We start from the raw sequence: 24800 nt of genomic DNA on the forward strand, positions 1-24800 counted from the left end.
AAAAGTTTTAAAATTAATTGGCAATATGACTAAGCATCTACAATAATCGTTTTCATCTCTGAAGAAGCGATTAAATTCCCTTCTGTATCATTAACCTTGATTTCAACTAAAGAAACCTGCATTATTTCTGCAATAATTTCTACCGTGGTTATAAGTTCTGTTCCTACTTTTGGTAAGGTATGTATTGTTGCATGCTTTATAGAGCCAATAAAACCTGTTTTAGGTTTTTCGTCTTTTCCACGATTTATGTATCCTCTATATCCACGATGTAAAGCGATACTTTGAGCCATGTTCTCGATAAGTCCACCTTCGGTAAAATACTGATCAGAAGTTAAAATATTATCCGTAGTAATTTTTAAACCAGAAACAACTTTTTCTGTATCAAAGTGTAATAATTTATCAATCATCACAAATGGATCCTTCTGAGGTATTAATTTCTTTATGAAATCTATATCTGTTATCTTATCTTCTAACTGATTGCTCATTAGCATACGGTAAGTAAAATATGAAAATATGAAAAACGCCCACTTTCAGGGACTAACACCAATATTTTCTGTCCTTTTTTTAGTGTTCCAGAATTCTTAAGTTCATCTATCATAAGATAGATAGATGCTGATCCAACATTCCCTACATTCTTAAGGTTTGTAAACCATTTATCTTTCGGGATGCCTATTCCTTGTTCTACCATTTCGTCATTTAACTTCCCTTCAAAATAAAAAGAAGACATATGTGGTAAGAAATAATCTACATCATTAACATCCAGATTGTTTTTAGTTACTGCATCTTTTAAACTTACAATAGCTTTTTTCACTACATGCTCATCAAGGACTTTTACATCTTGTTTCAAAGAAAAAATAGAATCATTAAGCCATTCTTTTGGGGTGTAGTCTGTCCAAGGTTTTAAAGAACCGTCTTCCTTCTTTTCTCCACCAGCATACATACAGGCTTCTAATTCATAAGCATATGAATATGCTTGCATCCAATCTATTCTTAATGAAGCATCTCCATTAGGTTCAGATTCTAACAAAAAAGCTCCTGCTCCATCAGATAGCATCCAACGCAGAAAATCTTTCTTAAAACCAATCACTGGAGTTTCCTCTAAGCTTTTAAGGTTATCAATCTCCTCATCATATTTCTGAGATTGCATCCAGCTAGATGATCTTTCAGAACCTGTACATACAGCATTATTACTATTACCAGATTTTACCGATAGAAAGCCATACTTCAACGCACTCATACCTGAGCAACAAACTCCAGATGCAGAGTTAAGCTCAATACTTTCAGTTTCTAATAAACCATGTACCATAGAAGCATGAGATGGAAGTAAATTATCAGGACCTGTTGTTCCACAAGAAAGCAATTCTATATCCTTCTCAGAAAAACCGCGATCGCATAAATCTTTGATCGCTTCCTTAGTAAGCTCAGCATTATTATGAGTTACGTTACCATTAGCATCAACAGCATAATACCGTTCTTTGATTCCATTATTCCTCAAAACAATTCTCCTTGCACGTGAAGGCTGATCATCAATCATTCCTAGCCTCTTTTCCATTTCATCATTAGAGACTGGTTGATTCGGTAAGAAATGTCCTGTTTTTGTTATGTAAACGTTCTTCATAAATAATGATTACCTATCGTAATCTTGTTGATTGATAATATTTAATATCTTTTTTTATGCGCGCATAAAAAGGTAAATAAGTCAACAAAAATATAATAAAAACTATAGGTACAAAAACCCAAATAGCAAATTGTAGGTAATACTCAAAAAAGTTTAGCCATTTTACTCTCTTTTCTGGTGATTTTAACCCAACTTTATATATATGTGCTGACCACTTACTAAAAATATGATTTCCAGATTTATCTGACCTAATTAAGAAGGGTTTTATCCTAACTGCTCCATCATTTACAAGTTCTTCTTGCATATGTTCAAAACTTTTCTGAAAAAGGTGTTTTTTTATAATAACCCCAAATTTTCCTGCTTCATTAATATCTTTATCAGAAACACCAGGTTTAGGAAAAACTCCTAGATATTTTGTCTTCTTACCTCCAATCATCCAATGCACTATCGTAATCACACTAACATGATTCCAATGTCGATCTACAAAGGCTATATTTCCAACTAATTCTGCTTTACAATCTACCAATAACCTTTTAATCTTCTCCTGTGTTAAAACCCACATATTTCTGGAGCCGTTAACCGTGATTAAGGGTGTGTTATTTAATAGTACTTTCGCATCATCCCCTTTTAAAAAAGAATTAATTGGAATTGAAGGCGAAAGATACCAAACTGTATAACCAAATATGATCAAATCATACTTTTTATTTTTTATATCGTCTGGAATTGGTTTATTAGGTCTGGGAATTTGTAAATATGACTCAGGAAAAACCTGTAAAAACTCTTTTTTATCCCAAGGAAACGAATAAGGTTCTTCAGGTTCAATCTGATGAATTGTTACTGAACAGTTACTGTCATTATAGAGTGGACTTACTAGATTTGTTAAAATCTCCCCTAACTGACCACTTTGGCTATAATATAAAACGAGTACGCTCTTCATATATTAGGTTTTAAGATCACCCCAATAATCAAAGTAATTAAACCATTGTAGCGGGTACTTTTTAACCATGATTTCAGTATTTCTAACATACTCTCTTAACACATGACTTGGTTTGATTGATGATTCTGTAAACTCTGGTTCTCTAGCATATAAATTATATCGTTTACCTGATCCTTTCATGATATACATAAACAGGATAGGCTTTTTCTTTCTTGCCGCTAATTTATATGGGCCAGAAGGAAATTTTACTGGTTTATCAAGAAAATCATGTTCTAAAAACTGTATCCCTTCTACATAACGATCTGCTGCAAAAATAATAACCTCTCCATTCGCAATCGCATCATTCATTTGAAAAATATGAGACATATCATCTTTTATCACAATGCATTTCATAGCTGTACCCGAAGAAACAGCTCCCACATATTCTTTGATTTGCTCATTCTCCTGATCAGTAACCATTAAGTTTACTCCAGTATTTGTCATATCGAAATCGTCAAAAAAATAACGCGCAATATTAAAACTACCTACATGTGCACTGAAAATAATCCCACCTTTACCTTCGTCTAAAATGCGTTGCATTTTTTCTCTTCCATCATGACTAAATGTAAACTTATCTTTCAATCCAAATGAAATTGCAGTTCTATCTATTAATGTTTGTCCAAAAACGAAATAATTTTTATAAATACTCAGGATCGTCTTAAAAAAAGATTGTTTAAGTCTTTTTCTGTAGAAATAGTAACTTGTTTTGGTTGTAGTATAAGAAAAGACCAAGTAATATGCTGCTACAAATATCAAAATAGAATATGCAGCATTAAGGCCTAAATTCTTTATAAAGAAAATGAATATTTTATATCCTAAAGGTGTTCCTTTAGCTTTACCTTCCCATTGGGTCATTACGTCTCTTAAATATTGACTTTGCGTTCTATCAAATCATAAAAATCCTGAAAGCTTTCTACTCCAACAAAATCATCTCCTACCAGCTTAACTCCAAAAGCAGCTTCTATAGCTACTACAAGATCTACATAATCTAAGCTATCCAAATCTAACGTTTCTTTAAGGTTTGCATCAGGAGCAATCTCATCCGCTTCAACCTCGAATTCCTCTATCAAAAAGTCATCAACTTTTTCAACAATTACACTTGTTTCCATCATCTTTTTAGTAATTTTTTTTATACTCTAAATCTTTTTTATGACGATTGCAGAATTTGTGCCCCCAAATCCGAATGAATTCGACAAAAATACATCAATTTTTTTATCTACTGTTTCTTTTACCAAATTTAACTTAGTTGAATCTTCGTCTGGTGATTCTAAATTAATATTAGGTGCGATAAAAGAATTATTTAGCATTATCAACGAATACACTATTTCACTTGCTCCTGCCATCCAACATTCATGGCCAGTCATTGATTTTGTTGAGCTTACATAAGGTTTTGATCCTCCAAAAACTTCATCTATTGCTTTTGCTTCATTAGCATCTCCAATTGGAGTTGAAGTTGCGTGCGCATTCACATAATCAATATCCTCTGGTTTTATATCTGCCTGTTCTACAGCTCGTTTCATTGCTCTAGCTGGCCCTTCTTGATTAGGAGTAGAAATATGCGCTCCATTAGAAGAAAAACCATACCCTACTACTTCTCCCAAAATAGTTGCTCCTCTCTTTATAGCGCTTTCATAACTCTCCATAAACAAAGCTGCACCACCACCACTTGGAACCAAACCATCTCTTTTACTATCAAAAGGTCTAGAAGCCTCTGTTGGATTACCTTCATTTACAGAAAAAACTCCTAATCCATCAAAACTTCCAAACGCATAGTCATTAATTTCCTGAGCTCCTCCGCACAATACATAATCCTGTAAACCTTGTTTTATTAGTAGATATCCCATCCCTACAGAATGCGACCCACTTGCACAAGCGGCACTAATTGTAAAGTTGACTCCTTTTAACTTAAATACCGTCGAAAGATTCATAGTAACGGTAGAATTCATAGACTTAAAAACCCCTCCAGAACCCACAAGCGTAGTATCTTTCTTAACTCGGATTTTATCAATTGCCTCCATCACTGATTCTGCTGTGCTGTCATTACCAAACAGTACACCAATTTCTTCATTGTCCAAAAATTCCTGATCTACACCAGCTTGATCAAACGCTTGTTTTGTAGCTATATATGCGTACTCAGATTCAGAACCAAAACTAACACGTTGTCTTCTACTTAGTTCCTTCTTCAGATTTGGTTTAGGTACGGTACCAGTTAGTGCTGATCTATATCCAAATTCTTTTCGAGAAGGTTCATAAACAATCCCAGATTTTCCTTGGTACAATGATTCCTTAACTTCATCTACATTTGTACCAATACAAGAATATATTCCCATTCCAGTGATAACTACTCTACGCATAATCTACTATGAATAAATTCCACCATTAATATTTACAACTTCTCCAGTAATGTATGCAGCTTTTTTAGACGCTAAAAAAGCAACCAAATCTGCCACTTCCTCAGCTTCACCAAAACGATTTACTGGAATCATACGTTTTAACTCTTTTTCATCCATCTCTGCAGTCATATCCGTTTTTATAAAACCTGGAGCTACAGCATTTACCGTAATTTTACGTTTTGCAACTTCTTGAGCCAATGCCTTCGTTGCTGCAACTAAAGCTCCTTTTGCCGCAGAATAATTAGCTTGACCAGGTGTACCTTTTACACCAGAAACAGAAACAATATTTACAATACGTCCGTATCGATTCGTAAGCATCTTCTGGATCAAATGGTTTGTTACATTATAAAACCCGTTTAAACTTATATTTAAAACATCATGCCAATCTTCTGGCTTCATCCACATAAACAAACCATCCCTAGTAATACCAGCATTATTGATAATCACCTCTACAGTTGCATCTGGATTATCAGCTATCCAGTTATCCAATGTTTGATGAGTAGATTCAATATCAGCGACATTAAATTTTAATAATGTACACTGACCTCCTTGATCTTCAATTAATTTTTTAGTCTCATTGGCAGCAGCATCGTTAGATTGATAATTAATCAAAATTGGATATTCCAATTCTTTAGCCAACTTCACAGCTATTTCTCTTCCTATTCCTCGGGAACCTCCAGTTACAAGGGCGTATTTCATTTACAATTTTGGTTTTAAGATCAAATAATTATCAAATCTACGGATCAACAATTATTCCAAATTAAGTTTTAATTAACAATATTAAAAGATTACAAACGACTTTAACAATCGTCTAATGTTGTTTATTTTGAAAAAGGATCATTTAATTTTCACAAATGGTTCTGCATTTTCAAACATTTTATCTCCTAACCACTTTCCATCAGGCAATAAAAATCCCCACTGTTTGTTAAATTTCACTCGTGCCATCCCGTCAACAAAACCTTTCTCAGCAGCTCGACCAGACAAAAACCCGAAACTTCCTGCAGTGATACCATACTTAGCATCAATAATCATTTCTCCTTTCAGATTCACAAACCCCCACTCTTCAATTTTTACTGGAGCTAATCCATTAACACCAAAATAATCAACATCATTATATTTATAATCTATGACCATCTTATTATTAGTATCAATAAAGCCCCATTTGTTACCATCATAAACACCAGCATATCCATTTTTAAATGGTTTAGCTTTTATAAATTGAGGCTCTATGACCCATTTTCCCTGTGAATCAATAAATCCTATTTTTTCGTTTTTTTGCGCAATAGTATATTTTCCTCCATTTCTAAAATCCCACAATTTTGTTGCCTCATCAACTTCGTTAAACGAATCTGCAGAAGCTATACCAAATACACCTTCACCTTTTTCTGCACGCGCTACACCATTAACATAATTACCAATTGATGAGTATTCTGGTTTAATAACAATATTTCCTTTGTTATCCATAATACCCCATTGACCTGATTGATTTGAAAATCTAGCATAGCCATTCTGAAAACCTTTGATAATCTTATATTCTGGTTTTACTATAACTTCTCCTTTTGCATTTATCAAACCAACCTTTTTATCAGATTTAATAAAAGCAACGCCTTCTTTAAAAGGATATATTTTTTCTGCATCAGAATATGTTAGTTCCTTACCTTGCTTATCAATATACATCCATTTTTTATCTTTCAGTACCATTGCAACACCAGCATTAAAATCCTTTGCTTTGCCAAATTGTGGTTCTAAAAGCCATTTTCCATCAGGAGTTATATATCCCCATTTTTTACCCTCCAAAACAAGTGCTACACCATCCGCAAAGCTATTTGCTTTCTTATATTGTGGTGTTATTACAAATTCTGCTTTTTTATTTATAAAGCCAAATTTCCCTCCTTCTCTAACTTTGGCAAGCTCTTGAGAGCATATAGTTTGTAAACCAAATACTAATGTTAGTGTAATTAAAAGTGCTTTTTTCATCATATTTATATTTAAGGTTTATTTTTTAGTGCATATCGTAGCGTAAGAGTAAACATGTCTCTCACAATTTATATGTAATAAATTAAATCTTAATCAAATACTTAATAGGCATCATTATCTTTTAGATAATCTTTTACCTTCTGAACAAAAGGGTACGTAATGTAGTCCTTAGTAAACGGAGGAACTATTTTCTTGATATCTTCAACTAATCTCTGCGTACTACCTGATAGTTTATCCCCAAAATCAAGATATTCCAATGCTTGCACTATAGTCATCAATTCTATTGCCAGTACTTCGAATGTATTTTCAATAACAGTCTTAGTCATGTTAGCCGCATTAGTCCCCATACTAACAATATCCTGATTATCATTATTATTTGGGATACTATGTACATACATTGAATTCGAAAGCATCTGATTTTCTGCTGTTGTAGAAACCGCAGTAAATTGAATCCCTTGCATACCAAAATTAAAACCTAATTTACCCAAATTAGCAAATGGAGGCAGTATATCATTTAATTTAGAATTCAGTAAATAGTTTAACTGACGTTCTGCTAACATTGATAATTTGGTTACTACCAATTTAAGCTTATCCATCTCTAAAGAAACATAATCTCCATGAAAATTACCACCATGATATACATGTTCTGTCTCTACATCTATAATAGGGTTATCATTCGCAGAATTTAATTCTTCTATTAATATTCTACCTACATGTTTAATAGTATCACAAACTGGGCCTAAAATCTGAGGAACACAACGAAGCGAATAATATTCCTGAACTTTTTCCTTAAAATAAGTATCTCCATTCTGACCAGAGTACAAATGTTTTGTTCTATCTCTTGTTAATTTACTATCAGATAAATGTGCTCTCATTTTACGAGCAACATCTTGCTGCCCTAAATGAAGTTTACTATGGTTTAATTCCTCGGAAAGGTGATCATCATATGCTTCTACAATTTCATTTATTGCCGAAGAACATGATATAGACCAATCTAACAATTTTTGAGCATTGATTACATTAACGATACCAATTCCTGTCATTGCAGAAGTACCATTCATCAATGCAAGTCCTTCTCTAATCTTAACCTCAATTGGTGTAAGACCTAATTCTTCAAAAACATCAGAGGTATTCCTTCTTTCGCCTTTATAAAAAACTTCTCCTTCACCTATCAACACAAGTGCTAAATGAGCTAATTGCACTAGATCACCACTAGCTCCAACACCACCGTGTTCAAAAATCAAAGGTGTAATATTGTTATTGATCAAATCTTTTAGGCCACGAATTACAGAAGTATTTACTCCTGATCTACCTAAAGACAGCGTATTTAACCTTGCCAACATTAGTGCTTTTACATAATCAGGCTCCATAGGTTTACCAGTACCCGATGAGTGACTTCGTATCAAGTTAAACTGCAACTCAATCCTATCTTTATCATCAATCTTATATTGAGCCATTGGCCCAAAACCAGTATTTACTCCATAGATAACTTTATTTTCAGAAAATTTTTCTAAAAATTTATAGCTATCGTCAACTCTCTTTATTATAGATTCATCTACAGCAAGGTCTTCTCCGTTAAAAATAACGTTAAGAAAATCTTTTATTTCTAACCTGTCTTTTAATAGTAGCATTCGCGAATTAGTAAGTTTTTTCCAATATTTGTAAAAAATTAAAGTTTAGTCTTTATTTTTACCGAGGGCAAATGTAATGTATTTAATGTACCTTTAAAAATTATGAAAAAAGAAAATGTGGATGTGCTGGTTATTGGTGCTGGTCCATCTGGTAGCGTAAGTGCGGCTTATCTTAACAAAAAGGGAATTAATGTTAAAGTAGTTGAAAAAACCAAATTCCCTCGTTTTCAGGTTGGAGAGAGCCTGATCCCCAGATGCATGGATAATTTTAAGGAAGCTGGGCTTCTGGATTGTCTTATGAAGCAAGGGTACGAAAAAAAATATGGTGCTCGTTTTATAAGAGATGGATTAAAAGGCACTTTTGATTTTAGCAAAAAATATGGTGAAGGTTGGGATTGGACTTGGCAAGTACCTAGAGATCATTTTGATAAAACTTTAATCGATGAAGCTATCAGACAAGGAGTTAATGTTGATTTTGAGACTGAAGTGACTCAAGTAGAATTTAACGGAACTGATTCTCTAACTACCGTAAAACATAAAGACGGAACCGAAAGTCAAATTGAAGCAAAGTTTATTATTGACTCTAGTGGATTCGGACGTGTAATTGCAAGACAACTTGGTTTAGAAGCACCTCCTAAAATTGCAGAACACGGATCTATATTTACTCAGGTAAAAGATATCAAACGACCAGAAGGAGTTGAAGGGACTACCATCACATTTGAAATTATAGAAACCGAAGTGTGGTTCTGGTATATTCCTTTTTCTAATGGTAATACCAGTATTGGATTTGTTGGCCCAATGGATTGGATCAATAAATTTGAAGGTAGCAAGACTGAGGTGTTACAAAAAATGATGAAAACTTCTCCATATTATTACGAGCAGTTTAAAGATGTACCTTATCTTTTTGAGCCTTATAAAGTAGAAAATATATCTAAAAATGTTACCAAACTATTTGGTGATGGTTTTGTTCTTACTGGAAATAGTGCAGAGTTCTTGGATCCTGTATTCTCTTCTGGAGTATCTTTTGCAACAGAAACAGGATTATTGGCTGCAAAGCTTGCTATTAAACAACTAAATAATGAAGATGTTGATTGGCAAGAAGATTTTGTAAATTACATGAAACGAGGAGTTGATGTTTTTTCTACCTATGTAAAAGAATGGTATTCTGGAAATTTACAAAAAATTATTTTCCACGATAAACCAAACGAAGAATTTAAAGAACAAATATGTGCTGTATTAGCAGGATATGTTTGGGATAAAACCAATCCATTTGTTAAGAAACATAATCATATTGTTAGAAATGTAGCAAAACTTGTAGAAATGGAAGAAAATATATCTGAGTAGTCTTTTTATAAAAAATAAAACACTAAAAAAGGAGACATTTATTTGTCTCCTTTTTTTTATTTAATAAAGTGTAATGAACTATTTAACCCCAGAAACTTTTAACAACAAATTATTCTTTTTACCATCATACGCTTCAAAAATCATATCCTGATTAGGTAATGTTGCAGCCTTATATAATTCGAGATGGTCTAAACGCGAGTTTCTGATATCGCTTCCTGTAAGGATTGGCTCTTTAATGACTTCTCCAGTAGCATCATTTATAGTATATGATGTTAGATACAAAAACTCTTTTTTACCATCAAAATACCTTGTTGGAATTTCATCAAAAGATCTTTTTAAATTGGTAAAATCATCTATATGAAATAGATAGTGCTTACCAGAATTGGTAAAATTAACATAAGACATACTTCTTTTTCCTCTGGCTCCAATTTGATGTTTGGGTAATTTATGAAACCATGTCACACTACCATCTGAAGACAGCTTAGACGCTATTACATCCCTATAAAAATATTTATAGGTTGTTCGAGAACCTGAAGAGCTAGAAGTAGTGAATGACTCTACATATCTTTGTTCTCCAAGCAAAACTATACTTCCGTCTTCATTAAACACAATATTATTTACTTTTAGGTTTTCAAAGTCTTTTTTATCATCATCTTTTTGAGTTCCCTCATTAACACGTTCTTCTCGTTTCAATAAATATTGCTGAACCGTTTCTGCTGGAATATCGCTTTTTACAACAGAAGCCACATTCCCTGTTTCATCCAAAATTGCAGAAAACATACCTGAAGCTTCAGCTTTAGTAGCGTTATCACTATAAAAACCTGATACTCGGATCTTCCCTCCTTTATCCAAACCTATAATAGCATCCATTACAGATTTTCCAGAAAGCGAAATTTTACTTTTAATTATGTCCTTAGGATTTTCCTTGATTTTAAAAACTTCTGTTCTATATGTAAAGTCTAATTTATTTTTTTCTTCTGCTCCAGAGTTAAATACTGAAGCTGTCAAATAAAAACTTCCTTCATTATCAATAGCAAAATCTTCATTCTCTAACCATTTAGAAGCATATGGAAGTTTTACTTTTCTTTTCCACAACAATTTTAAACTAGTATCATAAACACTTATTCCTATTTTATCGCCTGTATCGTCTGCTGTTTTAACCCTAAACAACACTAACAACTTACTCCCATCAAAAGATTTCTTGAAAACAAACTTGTTAATTCTACCACCAGCATCAAAACCATATGTACTTTTAAAACCGACATCATTATTTATATTTTCCTTATCACTACCTATAAGTACTGGTTTTTCTGCAATTATTCCAGTAAGCGAAATTTTTTGAGCAAATGCTTTATCTTTTACAGTGTAAAATACAACTGCTTTGCCTCCTAAATTCATTACTGTTTGAAAATCTCCTTTATCTTCGATCACCTGTCTTTTCTTGACATCTTCCTTAAGATCTTCTAAAGAAAATCGTTGTATTGTCATACTACTTCTTCCTTTTTTAATAGCCACCAATCTATCTCCAGAAGCAACATAATACGAATTAAGACTCTTAATTCTTTTATACTTTTCTCCAATCTTAAAACTAAAATCTTCAGAAAGCACTGGTTTTTGAGCAAATGAGTATCCACTCATCATAATTAACATAAGTAGTATGGACGTATGCTTCATTTTTTCTAGGGTTTTATTTATTCGCATTACATTTTAAGATTTAGGTCAATCATCACAAATATATGATTCTTGATTGAAACGTCTATTTTTAGAAAGTTATAAACTGTATTTACTTATTTTTTGAAATTTATTTTTCATAAAAAAACTGATTTTCAACTTTTTAAAAAAACAACTTTAATAAAATGAAAATAATGCAAAAAAAATGTTGCATTGTAGGCTCATAAAAGCTACATTTGCATCCGCATTTGAGATATTAATGCTGAGTTCATACATATTTTTGAATTTAGGAGAGGTGCCAGAGTGGTAATGGAGCAGATTGCTAATCTGTCAACGCGTAAGTGTTGCCAGGGTTCGAATCCCTGTCTCTCCGCAATTATTCCAATAAAATTATCTATATGGTAACTTAAATTGTTGGAGTTTTTGAATAGTTACACTTCGGGGTGTAGCGTAGCCCGGTTATCGCGCCGCGTTTGGGACGCGGAGGTCGCAGGTTCGAATCCTGCCACCCCGACAATAATGGAGTTACGGGCTCGTAGCTCAGCTGGATAGAGCACCTCCCTTCTAAGGAGGCGGTCATAGGTTCGAATCCTATCGGGCTCACAAAAAGTCTTACTTTTACTAGTAAGACTTTTTTGTTTTTATACATTTTGTATCATTCCAAATATTATAGCATCTATATATCCTCAATACATTAAGTTAAAAACAAACTTGGCACATTAGTTGCCATTTACCGCATTAGTGTTATTAATTCTATTGACAACACAGTAATAATTTTAAAAAAATAAATATCTTTAACCCCGTTAAAAAAACCTAATTATGAAAAAACTATTATTAGTAGCCGTTCTTATGGCAACCTCAATCACTTTTGCGCAAAAAGCAACAGAAGGAAAAATTAAAAACCTGAAAGGCATCTCTGAATACAATCTTGTTTTTGATTATGAAAATGTAAAAGTTCATAAATTCGATACTGAAGAGGAGTTCCTAAAGGACAAAATGGATAAAAGAGAAAAAAAGCATCCAGGTGAAGGAAGAGGAGAAAAATTTAAAAAATCTTGGTTTGCAGATCGTGAAAATCTATATGAGCCAAAGTTTATTGAATCTTTCAATAAGCGATTTGACAACCAATCGGTTAAAGCAGATAAAGGCTTAGAAAGTGCAAAACATACAATGTTAGTTAAAACTACATGGATTTATCCTGGATATAATATTGGTATCCAAAAATCCCCTTCTAAGGTTACAGCTACTATTAAAGTGTATGAAACGGCAAATCCTGATAACGTACTTTACTCTGGAGTATTTAAGAACCAACCTGGAGCTACTTTTGGTGGTGGTGATTTTAATTCAGGAATCAGAATTGCAGAGAGTTATGCAAAACTTGCTAAATCAGTGGCAAAATATATTATTAAAAAGGCTAAGTAAGCTCTTTTAAAATAACAATAATAAAAACGGCTAAAGTTTTAAACTTTAGCCGTTTTATTGTTTATAATTAATCGGTAGTGCTTACTTTTTTAACAGCTTAAAGCTTTTAGTGTCAGTTTTACCATATAACTTTAAGAAATATAATCCTGATTGATTTTGACTCACGTCCAGTTTCAGTTTTTGTTCCTTTACACTAACTGGGCGATCCAGAATTACTTTTCCAGAAACATCAAGAATTCTATACCTAAAATATTGATGATTAGTAGGCAATACTATTTCTGTCCATGTTAGCATAGGATTAGGATAAACAAAGACATTAGAACCTATATCTGTTAATTCTAATGATCTATTTTGATTACACGAACCTACCAAAAAATCATGCTTTGCATTTGCCGTATTATTCTCACCTCCACTTGGTAAGCTATAGGTGTAATAAAAATAAATTCGGTCGTCGGAATTAGCGTTTATTTCAAAAGGAATATTTGGATTTACTATATATCCTGGATATGGCCCTGTATTGGATGTACCATAATAAAGAATACAAATAGCATCTCCCATTCCTTCAACTTCAGGAATAAAGGTTATTGTTGGATTTATAGTATCTGATGAAACAGCATAGTTATAGTGTCCATTTTCAGCCACTCCAGAACAACCATTTTCTCCTGTAGATTCTATGCTAGCTTCTAATTCTATCTTATCAATATTTAAACCACTGGAATCAAAAACAATACGCAATTGGTGCGATCCATTACTAATGACTATATTATTTACCTCTATAACTTGATAGTTTTGCCAATCTCCAGTATTTGGAACGGGCAATACATCTGTAATTGAAACTCCATCCAACTCCAAATGAAAACTTCCATTTCCATTAGGAGAAGCTACAAGAAAATCTATATCATAATTATTAGAAGATGCAGTAGCATTGATATCATATGCGAGCCATTCTTCTGCAGCGATCCAGCCTACATTATAACCTCCTGTAGTACTTTCGATATCCACATCATCCTGACGATACGCTCCTCCTGTATTCCCTCCACTTGTATCATGATACCCTACTCCTTCTCCTCCTTCATTATAATTCTCTGCCTCTATTACTCCTGGAATAGTAATTCCAGAAGGTTGAGCAGACGAAATAAACTCTGTATAGTCGAAATTTAACCCACTTGAATCCATAACAACTCGCAATTCATGTTGTCCATTGTCAATAGATACATTTTTTATTTCTATTATCTGATAATTTTGCCATCCATTAGTGTTTGGTACTGATACCACTTCTGTAATGGCAACTCCGTCCAACTCTAAATGAAATTTACCATTGCCATTAGGTGAGGCTACACGGAAATAGATGTCATAACTATTCGTTGATGCAGTTGCATTAATATCATACGCCAACCATTCTCCTGTAGCTATCCAACCAACATTATAACCACCTGTAGTATTCTGAATATCTACATCATCCTGTCGATACGCTCCTCCAGTATTTCCAGCACTGGTATCAAAATACCCTACTCCTGTTCCTCCTTCTTTATAATCCTCTGCCTGTATTATTCCTGGAATTACTATAAAAGATCCTGAGTTTTCGTTTACAGTTATGGATGCCGAACCAGAAACCGAGCCACTGGTTGATGTGATTGTATAGGTTCCAACCTCTGAACCTGTATACAACCCATTAGTATCAATAGAACCTCCAGTACTTGTCCAATTAAAATCAGTTGCAAAAGGCTCTCCATTTTGATCAAACCCTTGCGCATTGAACTGTGCTGTTTCTCCTTGATTAATTTCAGCATTAACGGAAGAAACTACAATGGAGGATAACACTGGTACTTGAATCACCTCATCCTTAGTAAGGGATCTTAGGTTATCAATATAAAATGTATGTCCATTGTTACTATTAGGGTCAAATAAGAATACGATATTATCAATTTGAGCATCATTCACTACTAAATCTGGAGTTCCTGTAAGTATAAACTCTAAAGTATGCCAATTATTCTGCTCTTTTACAGTAGCTTGATATACACTATGTCTTCCTGAAGGATAATTCTCTGGAGTAGATATAGTACTTGCTTCTAATTGCCAACTAACGACAGTCCCTATTGGAGCACTAGTATATATATCCATGGCAAATCTTTTATCATCAGAAACATAGGCACTAGCATCTGTTATAAAGTTTGTATCAAAAAATAACACATCATATAACTCATCAGAATTTCTAACATATCGTCCTGCTTGCGAGGATTCATTTACTGTATTTGCTGAAGGGTTAGAAACATTAGCTATATATGATCCAGTTGTCAGTGAATCAAATGTAAGATTATCACTTCCATTATAATCCTGAATCATTTCAGAAAAATTATAGGTTGGTGATAAAGTTGTAGTTCCATATCTAAAATTATCAAAATAGTAGGTGTCCGAAGAATTTGAATTAGGATCAAATAATATAGATATCTCATCTATAGCTAAATTAGATGTTCCTGCATCAGGAGAAGCTGCATGGGTAAATACAACAGTATGCCAGGTATTTTGTTCTGAGACAACACCCGAATACTGGCTATTTCTACCTATAGGATAATTTTCTTCTGAAGAAGTTTCATTTTCTAAACTCAGAGTTATTTCTGTTCCTACCGCAGCAGAAGTATAGATATCCATTAAAAATATATTATCTCCTTCCTTAAATGGACCGCTATTTTCAATAACTGCTGTAGAAAAACTAACAACATCATATTGTTCACTTGAGTTCCTTGTATAGCTTGCCACGTTAGCACTATTATTTACATCATTAGGTGTTGGGTTACCTACATTAGCTGTATATATCCCATTTTCAAAAAATGAAGTTAATTGATTAATACCATCATAATTAGCAATAATTGTTTCATCCAAAATGGTGGTGTCGGGTGCAATCATACTTCGTAGATTATCAAAATATACAGTGTGTTGTGTATTACTATTAGCATCAATTAATAAAGCAAATTGATTTGTATCAAAAGCACCTACTGTCATATCAGGTCTGTCTAACAGCTCAAACTCCAAAGTTTCCCATTCATTCTGAGTTGTAGTTTTTGCCGTATACCTACTATGTCTTCCTGATGGCCAACTACCAGAAGACAAGGTTCCGTTTTCTAGTTGTAATATAAATTCTGTACCAATAGGAGCGTCACTAAATACCTCCATCCAAATTGTTCTTTTTCCTGATATTAACTCTTGCGAATTACCGATATCATCTGATTCCATAAACAACACATCATACTGAGAATCTATATCTCTTTGATATCTACCAACAGATGAAGAATTATTAATAGTACTTGATCCTGGATTAGCAACAGACTGAATTAAAGTTCCAGATGTTGTGGATCCATAGTTAAGATTTCTGTTAGATTCAAAATCTTCATATATAAACCCCAATGTTCTTGGCGGTTCTACTGATACACTCATTTTGTAATCATTAACACCGCAATCAGTAACATTAACTTCGACAGAAACGTCTCCTCCTTCGCTTCCCCAATTCACATTAATAGTATTAGTTCCTTGACCAGAAATAATGGATGCTCCTGATGGAACTGACCAACTATATGCAGCTCCAGATGTTGGTGTTATGGAATATACTTTATTTGTTTCACCTTCGTACACTGTATTATCTCCAGTAAGTTGAGTATTGAAGGTACCACTATACACTCGTACATAATCAACCTCCATTTGTGTAGGGTAATCAGCAGGTGTTGGTGATATATTTCCTGTATATGGAGTTCCTGGGCCACCAACTGCTACGTTAAGAATAATATACCAAGCTCCTTCGCTAAAAGGCCATGGATCTACGGTATTAGCTGGTGTAACGGTATGATACAATTGATCATCTACGTACCATCTAATTTCTGTTGGTTCCCATTCTACAGCGTATTCATGAAATCCAGCAGAAAGGTCCAATCCAGCATCAAACTCTCTTCCATTATATTGCCAACCTCCATTTGAATAGTGTACTGTTCCTCCGATACTTTCTGGGTTTTTATGTTGAGATTCCATAATATCAATCTCTCCAGTAAATGGCCAGTTACCATTTTCGGGTAGCATCCAGAAAGCTGGCCAAATCCCTCCAGCAGAAGGTAATTTTATGCTTGCTTCGTACCTCCCATATCTGGAACTAAACTTACCAGAAGTAATCAATTTTGACGAGGTAAATTGTTTGCCTCCTGCAGCTTCATTTCTGGTGGTAATTACTAAGTTTCCGTTTTGCACTGTGGTGTTTTCTGGTTGGTACCATTGTTCCTCTGCATTTCCCCATCCACAAAGAGTGGGACATCCATCTCCATTATCAAAAGTCCATTTACTTAAATCTACCGTATTACCAGTAAACTCATCATTAAAAATGAGTTCTGAACATTGTGAATAGCTATTTGCAGATAAAAAAACCAGCATAACTATGGCTATAATTGGTCTAAAAAATAAGTTTTTTTTCATGAGTTAGTTAATTTGTGTATTTAATTTAGTTTTAAGATTAGACATAACGTATCTCCATCCTACACCTAATTTTATAGATATAGACATACGATTTTTCTTACCTAGATAGTTTCAACCAAAAAACCACTAGATCTATATGTTTTCCCAAATATGTTTAACAAGTTGAAGTATTTATTAAAACACACTTCACTTATTCTTGTTGTATTTGATATTAAAAAAATATCAAAATCTTAAATTTGATTTTAGAAGTATAAAGAACTATAGCATTCTAAAATCAAGGGTAGAACTGTATACAAAACTTCTTGCACTTACAACGGAATTTTTACTTCCAAACTTTGATATAATCAATCTCAAATTGCTTTGGAAAGATTGTATCATCAACCTCTGGGCCTCCAAAATTTCCACCAATGGCAAGATTTAGTATTATATAAAAAGGCTTATTAAAAGGCCATGTTTTATCATTTTTTATTTCTGGAGAAAATGTATAAACCAGTTTACTATCAATATAAAACTCTATTTTTTCTTCGGTCCATATACACTTATACACATGAAATCCCTCTTCTATAGTATCATGGAATATTTTTTTAGAGTTAATAGTATTACCAAAACTTTGTCGGGTATGGAGTGAGGTATAGATAGTGTGAGGTTCCTTACCTACATACTCCATAATATCTATTTCTCCACAATCAGGCCAACCGATATCATCTATGTCAGAACCGAGCATCCATATTGCTGGCCATAACCCATAACCTGTTGGTAATTTTGCCCGAACTTCAATAGTTCCGTACTGAAACTCTATCTTACTTTTGGTAGTTATTCTTGCAGATTTATAAATTTCTTTGTTCTTAGTGGCGGTAATGATTAGGTTACCATCTTTAAGTTTTATGTTTTCTTTAGTATAGATTTGCCTTTCATTATTACCCCAACCGCATAAATCTGGACATCCATTTCCCAATTGATAATTCCAATAGGATTCATTTAGCTGCGTTCCTTCAAAATTCTCTTCCCAAACAATAGGATTTGAATCCTTATTACAGGAAAAGAAGGTCAAAGAAAGAATAATATATACTAAGTATTTTTTCAATTTAATTTAATTCAAAAGTTGATTTTATAGTTTTATCAGAACTTCCTCCTACGAAAACCTCAAATTCTCCTGGCTCAACAACCCATTGACTACTATTATCATAAAAGCCTAGTGTTTCTTTATTTAATTCAAAATTCACCGTTTTCGTTTCACCTGGTTCTAACGAAATCATTTCGAACCCTTTTAACTCTTTTACTGGTCTTGTGACACTTGCAAAAAGATCTCTTATATATAATTGTACTACCTCTTTACCTTCATAATTACCAGTATTAGAAAGATCGACAGATACTTCAATCTTAGGATTATTTACAGATGTATTTTTGGGGTTAATTTTTAAATTATTATAAGTAAAGCTAGTGTAACTCAACCCATGTCCAAAAGCATATAAAGGAGTATTCTTTTGATCAGAATAATGTGACCAAAAGACAATATCTGGTGCTGGTTCTGTGGGCCTTCCTGTATTTTTGTAATTATAATATATAGGAATCTGTCCAATATTTCTTGGAAAAGACATAGGTAGCTTTCCACTAGGGTTATAATCTCCATATAAAACTTGAGCAATTGCATGACCACTTTGCGATCCTAAATGCCAAGCTTCTACAATGGCGGGAATATGTTCATCTGCCCAAGTAATTGCCAATGGTCTACCATTATTTAACACCAATACAATATTCTTATTCACTTTAAACACTTCCTCTAAAAGCTCTTGCTGAACTCCTGGTAAGTCAATTTCTGTTCTGCTTCGTCCTTCTCCACTTTGAAAACCTACTTCACCCAAAACCATTATCACCACATCGGCACCTTTAGCTACTTTTATAGCTTCTCCAAACGCACTTTTATCAGTAGTATTAATTTTAGTTTCGGTAACAAATGCCGTATTTCCAATGGAAACATCAGCACCTTTAGCATATATTAATGAATTACCTTTATATTCCTGCATTCCTTCTAAAACCGAAATAGCTGTGTTATCATCGGCAGCTATTCTCCAACTTCCCAAAGGACTATTTTTATCACTAGCTAAGGAGCCAATTAAGGCTATTTTTTGTCCTTGCTTTTTAAGAGGTAATAGCTTGTTCTCATTTTTAAGCAATACAATAGATTTTTTAGCAACATCTAAGACGATCTCATTATTAACCTTACTACCCAAAATAGATTTTTCTCTGGTCTTGTCACAATACCTATAAGGATCATCAAAAAGACCCAATTCATATTTTACTCTAAGAATTCTTCTTGCAGAATTATCAATTAAGTGTTCCTGAACTTTACCTTCTTTCACCAAAGCAGCTAAATGTTCAACATACAGATACGACTCCATATCCATATCTGACCCAGCATTCGCTGCCATTTCTGCAGCACTTTTTCCATCTTTTGCATATCCATGAGCAATCATCTCTGTAATAGATCCCCAATCCGAAACTATAAACCCATTAAATTTCCAATCTTGTTTTAAAATATCACGTTGTAGCATTTTATTACCTGTTGCAGGAATTCCGTTGAGTTCATTAAATGAATTCATAAAAGTTTTCACATTAGCTTGATTTGCAGCTCTAAATGGCGGAAAAATAATATTATTTAGTGTTGATATTCCAACATCTACAGTATTATAATCTCTACCAGATTCTGAGAAACCATATCCTGCGAAGTGTTTTGCACAAGCAGCGATTGTATTATTCGCAGAAAGATCTTCTCCTTGAAAACCTTCTATTCGGGCTACACCAATTTTAGATCCTAAAAAGGGATCTTCTCCTCCACCTTCCATCACTCTTCCCCATCTTGCATCTCGAGATATATCAATCATTGGTGCAAACGTCCAATTAATTCCTGCTGCAGAAGCTTCGAGAGCAGCGACTTCAGCTGATTTTTTAATCGCATCCATATCCCAACTCGCAGATTCTGCAAGAGGAATTGGACTCATTGTTTTATACCCATGAATAACATCAAAACCAATAATTAAAGGAATGCCTAATCTAGATTCTTCAACCGCAATTTTTTGTACAGCTCTTACATCTTTAACTCCGCATACATTAAGCATAGATCCTACCCAGCCCTTTCGCAGGTGTTCGTATTTTTTTGCTGCCAAGCCTTCTTTTGGTTGTGGTCCAGTTACATCCCAAAAACCATTATATTGATTCATTTGACCTATCTTTTCTTCTAAAGTCATGATAGCGAGCAATGAATCGATTTTTGATTCTAAAGTCACATCCAAACGTTCGGATGTCGTTACAGTACCCGTAGAATCCATAATATTTTTATTTTCTAACGAAGAATTACAACTAGTTAAAAACAAACTACAAATAACTACAACAAATATGACATTACTTTTTTTCATAAATGGTTTTACTCTTTTTTAATGTAACATTAATGTTTTTAGGAAGGCTATCTGTGGTAAATAGCCTTCCTGCTAAAAACAATTTAAAAACTAAGTGTATATCTATTGATAAACTCTTACATAATCAATCTCCATAGTAGATTCTGTAAATGCAGGATCTATAGCTCCTCCAAAAGTTCCTCCCATTGCCACATTAAGTATCAGGAAGAAATCATTATTATAAAAAGGTAAATTAGAGGTATAAGGATAGGTATGATATGGTGTCCCATCAATCGAAAATATGATTTCAGTTGACGACCATTCTACACTATATATATGAAAATCTACGGATGCTCCAGGAATTGTGGTCTCCTCAAAAATTGCATTCCCTCCATTATTTCCTGGAAAATGCAGTGCACTAGAAACAACATCTTGATTGTTTCCAACGTGTTCCATTATATCGATCTCTCCACAAGCAGGCCAGCCCACTTCTGTTATATTAGATCCTAGCATCCATATTGCAGGCCAGGTACCTCCTCCTGTTGGTAATTTAGCTCTTACATCTACTCTACCATAAGTAAAAGTAAACAAGTCTTGAGTTTTTATTCTTGCAGATGAATATCCTCCATTTTCTGATATTGCAGTTATTTTAAGTAATCCATCTTCTACAATAACATTACTAGGGTCATCTGTATATGATTGAGATTCACCATTCCCCCATCCATTATCTCCTGTTCCAAGATCATATGTCCAATTTGCACTGTTTGGAGCTCCATTATTATCAAATTCATCTGCCCAAACTAATTCATCAAAAGGTGGTTCTCCTATATTACCATCTCCTCCTCCATCTTCAGGAACAAAAGTATGGTACCACGCCAATTGACCTCCTCCAAAATCACTTGACACTTCCTGAATTCCGCGTACACTTAACCTATCTGCAGTAAGCTCAACCACTTCGTACTCCATGGCTCCAGACCAATATGATAGCGTACTATTTTCCACACTAATTAACCTTCTCCCTTCATTTTCGAAGATTACAAAACTAGTATTCGTTGCAATCTGATCAGTGATATCTCGACACTCGTCAACAAACTGTGTAGGCGTATCATTTGGAAAAAATCTGGTAACTTCTGCCCAATTAATAAAAGTTTGATTAGCATTACCAGTAATTAATTCGAAACCATAATTATCGTTAGCATCATAACTAAATACCAATACATCATCATACACACAAGGATCTAATTGATTTGGAGCTGCGCTAAAGAACTCTGGAAAATCATTTGTTATTGGTCCAACACCAAAATGTCCTCCTACACCACTATCCCATACCCATCTTTTACTACCATCTCCTCCTATCATCTCTAGTGTTTCCTGATCTATAAACAATCGTACATCTAGATCAAGGGTTATGGTCTGTGAAGAAGAGGTCCCACCAGTTCCAAAAGCAACAACAGTAATCAGTACGGAATATTGACCTGATTGAGTATACCTAAATGTCTGCGATTGACCTGGTTGCGCAACTAACGGTTCACCGTTTTGAGTAAAGAAAATATGAAAGTTTAGTGCATTGTCTGCTTGAGGTGTAATAGTAACATTACCTGTTTGTCCTTCTTCTATTACCACATCAATCTGTAGATTAGATGGTGGTATAATTGTTCCTAATTCTGCATCATCATCCTGACAACTACTGAACAATAAAGTAAATACCAGAAAAATATATGTGATATTAAAGTTTTTCATTGTCTTTTTTTTAGTTCGTTAATATAAAATCATCAAAATAGAACGTCTCTCCAGTACCTGCATTTCCAAAATCAGGAAAAACAATTACATTATGATATGAGATAGAAGTACTAAATGTTCCAAAACTTGTTAAATCAAATGACAACTCTTCCCAAGCATTTCCTACACTTGTAGTTGTCTGAACTTCCACAAATACAGAAGGGTTTCCATTTCCGTCTGGTGCTGAAGTGGTGTCTTCCATTTTGAATAAAATTGGTACTCCTGCCCTTGGTGACCATATTTTTAATCTTACGGTAGTTCCATTAGAAAAATCTACTTCATTATTTAAAGGCATACTTGCACCAGCCCATACTTGTGCTCCAGCTAACTTTTGAACTTCTACAACATTAGTACTTGTATTGATTCCTGATTGATCGGGGTTTGTAACAATAGTTACTGGAATTGGTCCAAAATCAGCAGCTCCGAAACCTGTCCAAGTATAATTTAATGTAGCTACTTCAAAATTAATCGGCATTTTAATGGAAGTAATTTCAATATCATCAAAATAAAATATTTCTCCAACACCAGCGTTTCCAAAATCTGGAAAAACAATTACATTATGATAAGAAATAGATGTACTAAATGTACCAAAACTTGTTAGATCAAATGATAGTTCTTCCCAAGCATTACCGACGGTTGTAGTTGTCTGAACTTCTACAAATACAGAAGGGTTTCCATTTCCATCTGGTGCTGATGTAGTGTCTTCCATTTTGAATAGTATAGGCACTCCTGCTCTTGGCGACCAAACTTTTATAGTAATTGTAGTTCCATTTGAAAAATCTGCTGCTCCTGATAAAGGTAAACTTGCTCCAGCCCATACTTGAGCTCCAGCTAATTTTTGAACTTCTACAACATTCGCACTATTATTTATTCCTGACTGATCAGGGTTTGTTATTACTCCTGCAGGAATTGGACCAAAGTCAGCTGCTCCAAAACCTGTCCAAGTGTAAGTTATATCACTGGATTCAAAATTGATTGGAAGTTGTAAAACAGATTGATTGCCTTCTACTTGTTCAACATCATCCAGATAAAAGGTTCCTGCAGCTGTACCAGGACCATCTACAAATAATACAAGTGTTGCATATTGTCCTGTAGGTACAAATGGTTCTCCTACTCCTTGTGTTCCATCTATAAAGCTTTGCACAGCATCAATAGCAAAGTCAAACCTTAATTCCTCCCATCCTGTACCTCCATGATTGGCAACTACTTCATTTTGACGTTCTCCATTCACTCCTCCTTCAAACTTAAGTAAAACAGGAACTGCCACATTTGACCAAAATTTCATTATAATTGTCTTATTTGAACCGCTAAAATCTACTGGTGTACCTAAATTAAATGCTCCTCCTTCAAAGTTTACTCCTGAATTGGTAATTGCACCTACTTGTGATACTGCAGTGTTAACTCCAGAAAGGTCTGGATTATTTACAACTTCAAAACTAGCTCCATTAAATGTTGAAAATTGATAATTAACTGTTGGGATATCAAAAGTAATTGGTAATACTACAGGATCATCTGCTGCAGAAATAGTAATCACCTGTGTAGTTTCTGTAGTAGCAACACCTGCACCTCTAGCAACTACTCTAACTGTATAATCACCTGGATTTTCGTAGGTATGTTCTAAAACCTCTCCAGGCATTAAAATGGATGGTTCTTCATTTTCTACATCTCCAAAATACACATCAAATAGAGTTGCAAAATCCGCACTTGCACTTATTCTAACAATTGCTGGATTAACAGTATCTTGATCTAATGTGATTACCAAATTCTCTGGTGCCCTAAAAGAAATTGTTAGTACTTGCGAAAATTCACTGGTTAAACCTGTAACCCCTACTCCTACAACTCTTACTGTAAACATACCCTCTTGATAAATATGTTCTGCAGTACTTCCAGGAGAAACTATGGTTGCTTCTTCATTCTCAATATCTCCAAAATAAATCTCAAATGATGATGTAGAAACACCACTTGGAGTCACAGTAACAAGACCTGTATCGTCTTGAGTTATATTAAATATTGCTTGTACCTGTGTTGGAGCAGAAATACCCTCAAAAGCATAAGAAACATCATCTTCTTTACATCCATTAAATACAAATGCAAGTATTGTTATTATTAATAATGATTTAAAAAATTTCATCTTTTTCTAGTTTT

At 34.0% G+C, this 24800-nt stretch carries 17 protein-coding genes and 3 tRNA genes; 5 read left to right on the plus strand and 15 right to left on the minus strand.

Annotated elements, in window-relative coordinates; translation table 11 throughout:
- Nucleotides 1-29 precede the first annotated feature (29 nt).
- From QBK95_RS13980 to flxA, 9 genes are all read right to left on the minus strand, one after another.
- Nucleotides 30-485 carry a hotdog family protein gene (locus QBK95_RS13980; RefSeq protein WP_280934809.1) on the minus strand — a complete coding sequence of 152 codons (456 nt, stop codon included), beginning with the start codon at nucleotides 483-485 and terminating at the stop codon, nucleotides 30-32.
- Complete coding sequence (gene darB / locus QBK95_RS13985; protein ID WP_280934811.1) at nucleotides 485-1618, minus strand: dialkylresorcinol biosynthesis protein DarB; 1134 nt, start codon at nucleotides 1616-1618, stop codon at nucleotides 485-487. The genes QBK95_RS13980 and darB overlap by 1 nt, the downstream gene beginning before the upstream one ends.
- A 13-nt stretch (nucleotides 1619-1631) precedes the next feature.
- Nucleotides 1632-2555, minus strand: a complete 924-nt coding sequence (locus QBK95_RS13990) for an NADPH-dependent FMN reductase family protein (RefSeq protein ID WP_280934813.1) — start codon at nucleotides 2553-2555, stop codon at nucleotides 1632-1634.
- Between the two features lie 3 nt (nucleotides 2556-2558).
- Nucleotides 2559-3449 carry a lysophospholipid acyltransferase family protein gene (locus QBK95_RS13995; protein WP_280934815.1) on the minus strand — a complete coding sequence of 297 codons (891 nt, stop codon included), beginning with the start codon at nucleotides 3447-3449 and terminating at the stop codon, nucleotides 2559-2561.
- 8 nt (nucleotides 3450-3457) lie between these two features.
- Complete coding sequence (locus QBK95_RS14000; protein WP_280935052.1) at nucleotides 3458-3703, minus strand: phosphopantetheine-binding protein; 246 nt, start codon at nucleotides 3701-3703, stop codon at nucleotides 3458-3460.
- Nucleotides 3704-3730: 27 nt separating this feature from the next.
- Nucleotides 3731-4951, minus strand: coding sequence for a beta-ketoacyl-[acyl-carrier-protein] synthase family protein (locus QBK95_RS14005; protein WP_280935054.1), 1221 nt, complete (start codon nucleotides 4949-4951; stop codon nucleotides 3731-3733).
- A 3-nt stretch (nucleotides 4952-4954) separates the two neighbouring features.
- Nucleotides 4955-5686 (minus strand): flexirubin biosynthesis SDR family reductase FlxB, encoded by a 732-nt coding sequence (gene flxB / locus QBK95_RS14010; protein WP_280934817.1) that lies wholly within the window; start codon nucleotides 5684-5686, stop codon nucleotides 4955-4957.
- A gap of 138 nt (nucleotides 5687-5824) precedes the next feature.
- Nucleotides 5825-6964 (minus strand): WG repeat-containing protein, encoded by a 1140-nt coding sequence (locus QBK95_RS14015; protein WP_280934818.1) that lies wholly within the window; start codon nucleotides 6962-6964, stop codon nucleotides 5825-5827.
- A gap of 101 nt (nucleotides 6965-7065) precedes the next feature.
- Nucleotides 7066-8595 (minus strand): flexirubin biosynthesis tyrosine ammonia-lyase FlxA, encoded by a 1530-nt coding sequence (gene flxA / locus QBK95_RS14020; protein WP_280934820.1) that lies wholly within the window; start codon nucleotides 8593-8595, stop codon nucleotides 7066-7068.
- A gap of 102 nt (nucleotides 8596-8697) precedes the next feature.
- On the opposite strand from flxA, the gene QBK95_RS14025 reads away from it, so the two are divergent.
- Nucleotides 8698-9939 carry an NAD(P)/FAD-dependent oxidoreductase gene (locus tag QBK95_RS14025; RefSeq protein ID WP_280934822.1) on the plus strand — a complete coding sequence of 414 codons (1242 nt, stop codon included), beginning with the start codon at nucleotides 8698-8700 and terminating at the stop codon, nucleotides 9937-9939.
- Nucleotides 9940-10017: 78 nt separating this feature from the next.
- Here QBK95_RS14025 and QBK95_RS14030 read toward each other — a convergent pair whose 3' ends face one another.
- Complete coding sequence (locus QBK95_RS14030) at nucleotides 10018-11613, minus strand: hypothetical protein (RefSeq protein ID WP_280934824.1); 1596 nt, start codon at nucleotides 11611-11613, stop codon at nucleotides 10018-10020.
- Between the two features lie 286 nt (nucleotides 11614-11899).
- Here QBK95_RS14030 and QBK95_RS14035 point away from each other — a divergent pair.
- From QBK95_RS14035 to QBK95_RS14050, 4 genes are all read left to right on the plus strand, one after another.
- Nucleotides 11900-11983, plus strand: a tRNA-Ser gene (locus QBK95_RS14035).
- A gap of 66 nt (nucleotides 11984-12049) precedes the next feature.
- A tRNA-Pro gene (locus tag QBK95_RS14040) sits at nucleotides 12050-12124 on the plus strand.
- Nucleotides 12125-12139: 15 nt separating this feature from the next.
- Nucleotides 12140-12213, plus strand: a tRNA-Arg gene (locus QBK95_RS14045).
- A 216-nt stretch (nucleotides 12214-12429) separates the two neighbouring features.
- The gene (locus tag QBK95_RS14050; protein ID WP_280934826.1) at nucleotides 12430-13032 is read left to right on the plus strand and encodes a hypothetical protein; all 603 of its coding nucleotides are present in this window, start codon (nucleotides 12430-12432) and stop codon (nucleotides 13030-13032) included.
- Nucleotides 13033-13113: 81 nt separating this feature from the next.
- On the opposite strand, the gene QBK95_RS14055 is transcribed toward QBK95_RS14050, so the two are convergent.
- The 5 genes from QBK95_RS14055 to QBK95_RS14075 form a co-directional block, all read right to left on the minus strand.
- Nucleotides 13114-17484 carry a carbohydrate-binding protein gene (locus tag QBK95_RS14055; protein ID WP_280934828.1) on the minus strand — a complete coding sequence of 1457 codons (4371 nt, stop codon included), beginning with the start codon at nucleotides 17482-17484 and terminating at the stop codon, nucleotides 13114-13116.
- A gap of 322 nt (nucleotides 17485-17806) precedes the next feature.
- Nucleotides 17807-18568 carry a glycoside hydrolase family 16 protein gene (locus tag QBK95_RS14060; protein WP_280934829.1) on the minus strand — a complete coding sequence of 254 codons (762 nt, stop codon included), beginning with the start codon at nucleotides 18566-18568 and terminating at the stop codon, nucleotides 17807-17809.
- A 1-nt stretch (nucleotide 18569) separates the two neighbouring features.
- Nucleotides 18570-20897 (minus strand): beta-glucosidase BglX, encoded by a 2328-nt coding sequence (gene bglX / locus QBK95_RS14065; protein WP_280934831.1) that lies wholly within the window; start codon nucleotides 20895-20897, stop codon nucleotides 18570-18572.
- 102 nt (nucleotides 20898-20999) lie between these two features.
- On the minus strand, nucleotides 21000-22616 hold the full coding sequence (locus tag QBK95_RS14070; protein WP_280934834.1) for a glycoside hydrolase family 16 protein: 1617 nt from the start codon (nucleotides 22614-22616) through the stop codon (nucleotides 21000-21002).
- A 10-nt stretch (nucleotides 22617-22626) separates the two neighbouring features.
- Nucleotides 22627-24786 carry a hypothetical protein gene (locus tag QBK95_RS14075; RefSeq protein WP_280934836.1) on the minus strand — a complete coding sequence of 720 codons (2160 nt, stop codon included), beginning with the start codon at nucleotides 24784-24786 and terminating at the stop codon, nucleotides 22627-22629.
- Nucleotides 24787-24800 lie beyond the last annotated feature (14 nt).

The sequence above is a fragment of the Aquimarina mycalae genome (assembly GCF_029906345.1).
In the GTDB taxonomy this organism is placed as follows: domain Bacteria; phylum Bacteroidota; class Bacteroidia; order Flavobacteriales; family Flavobacteriaceae; genus Aquimarina.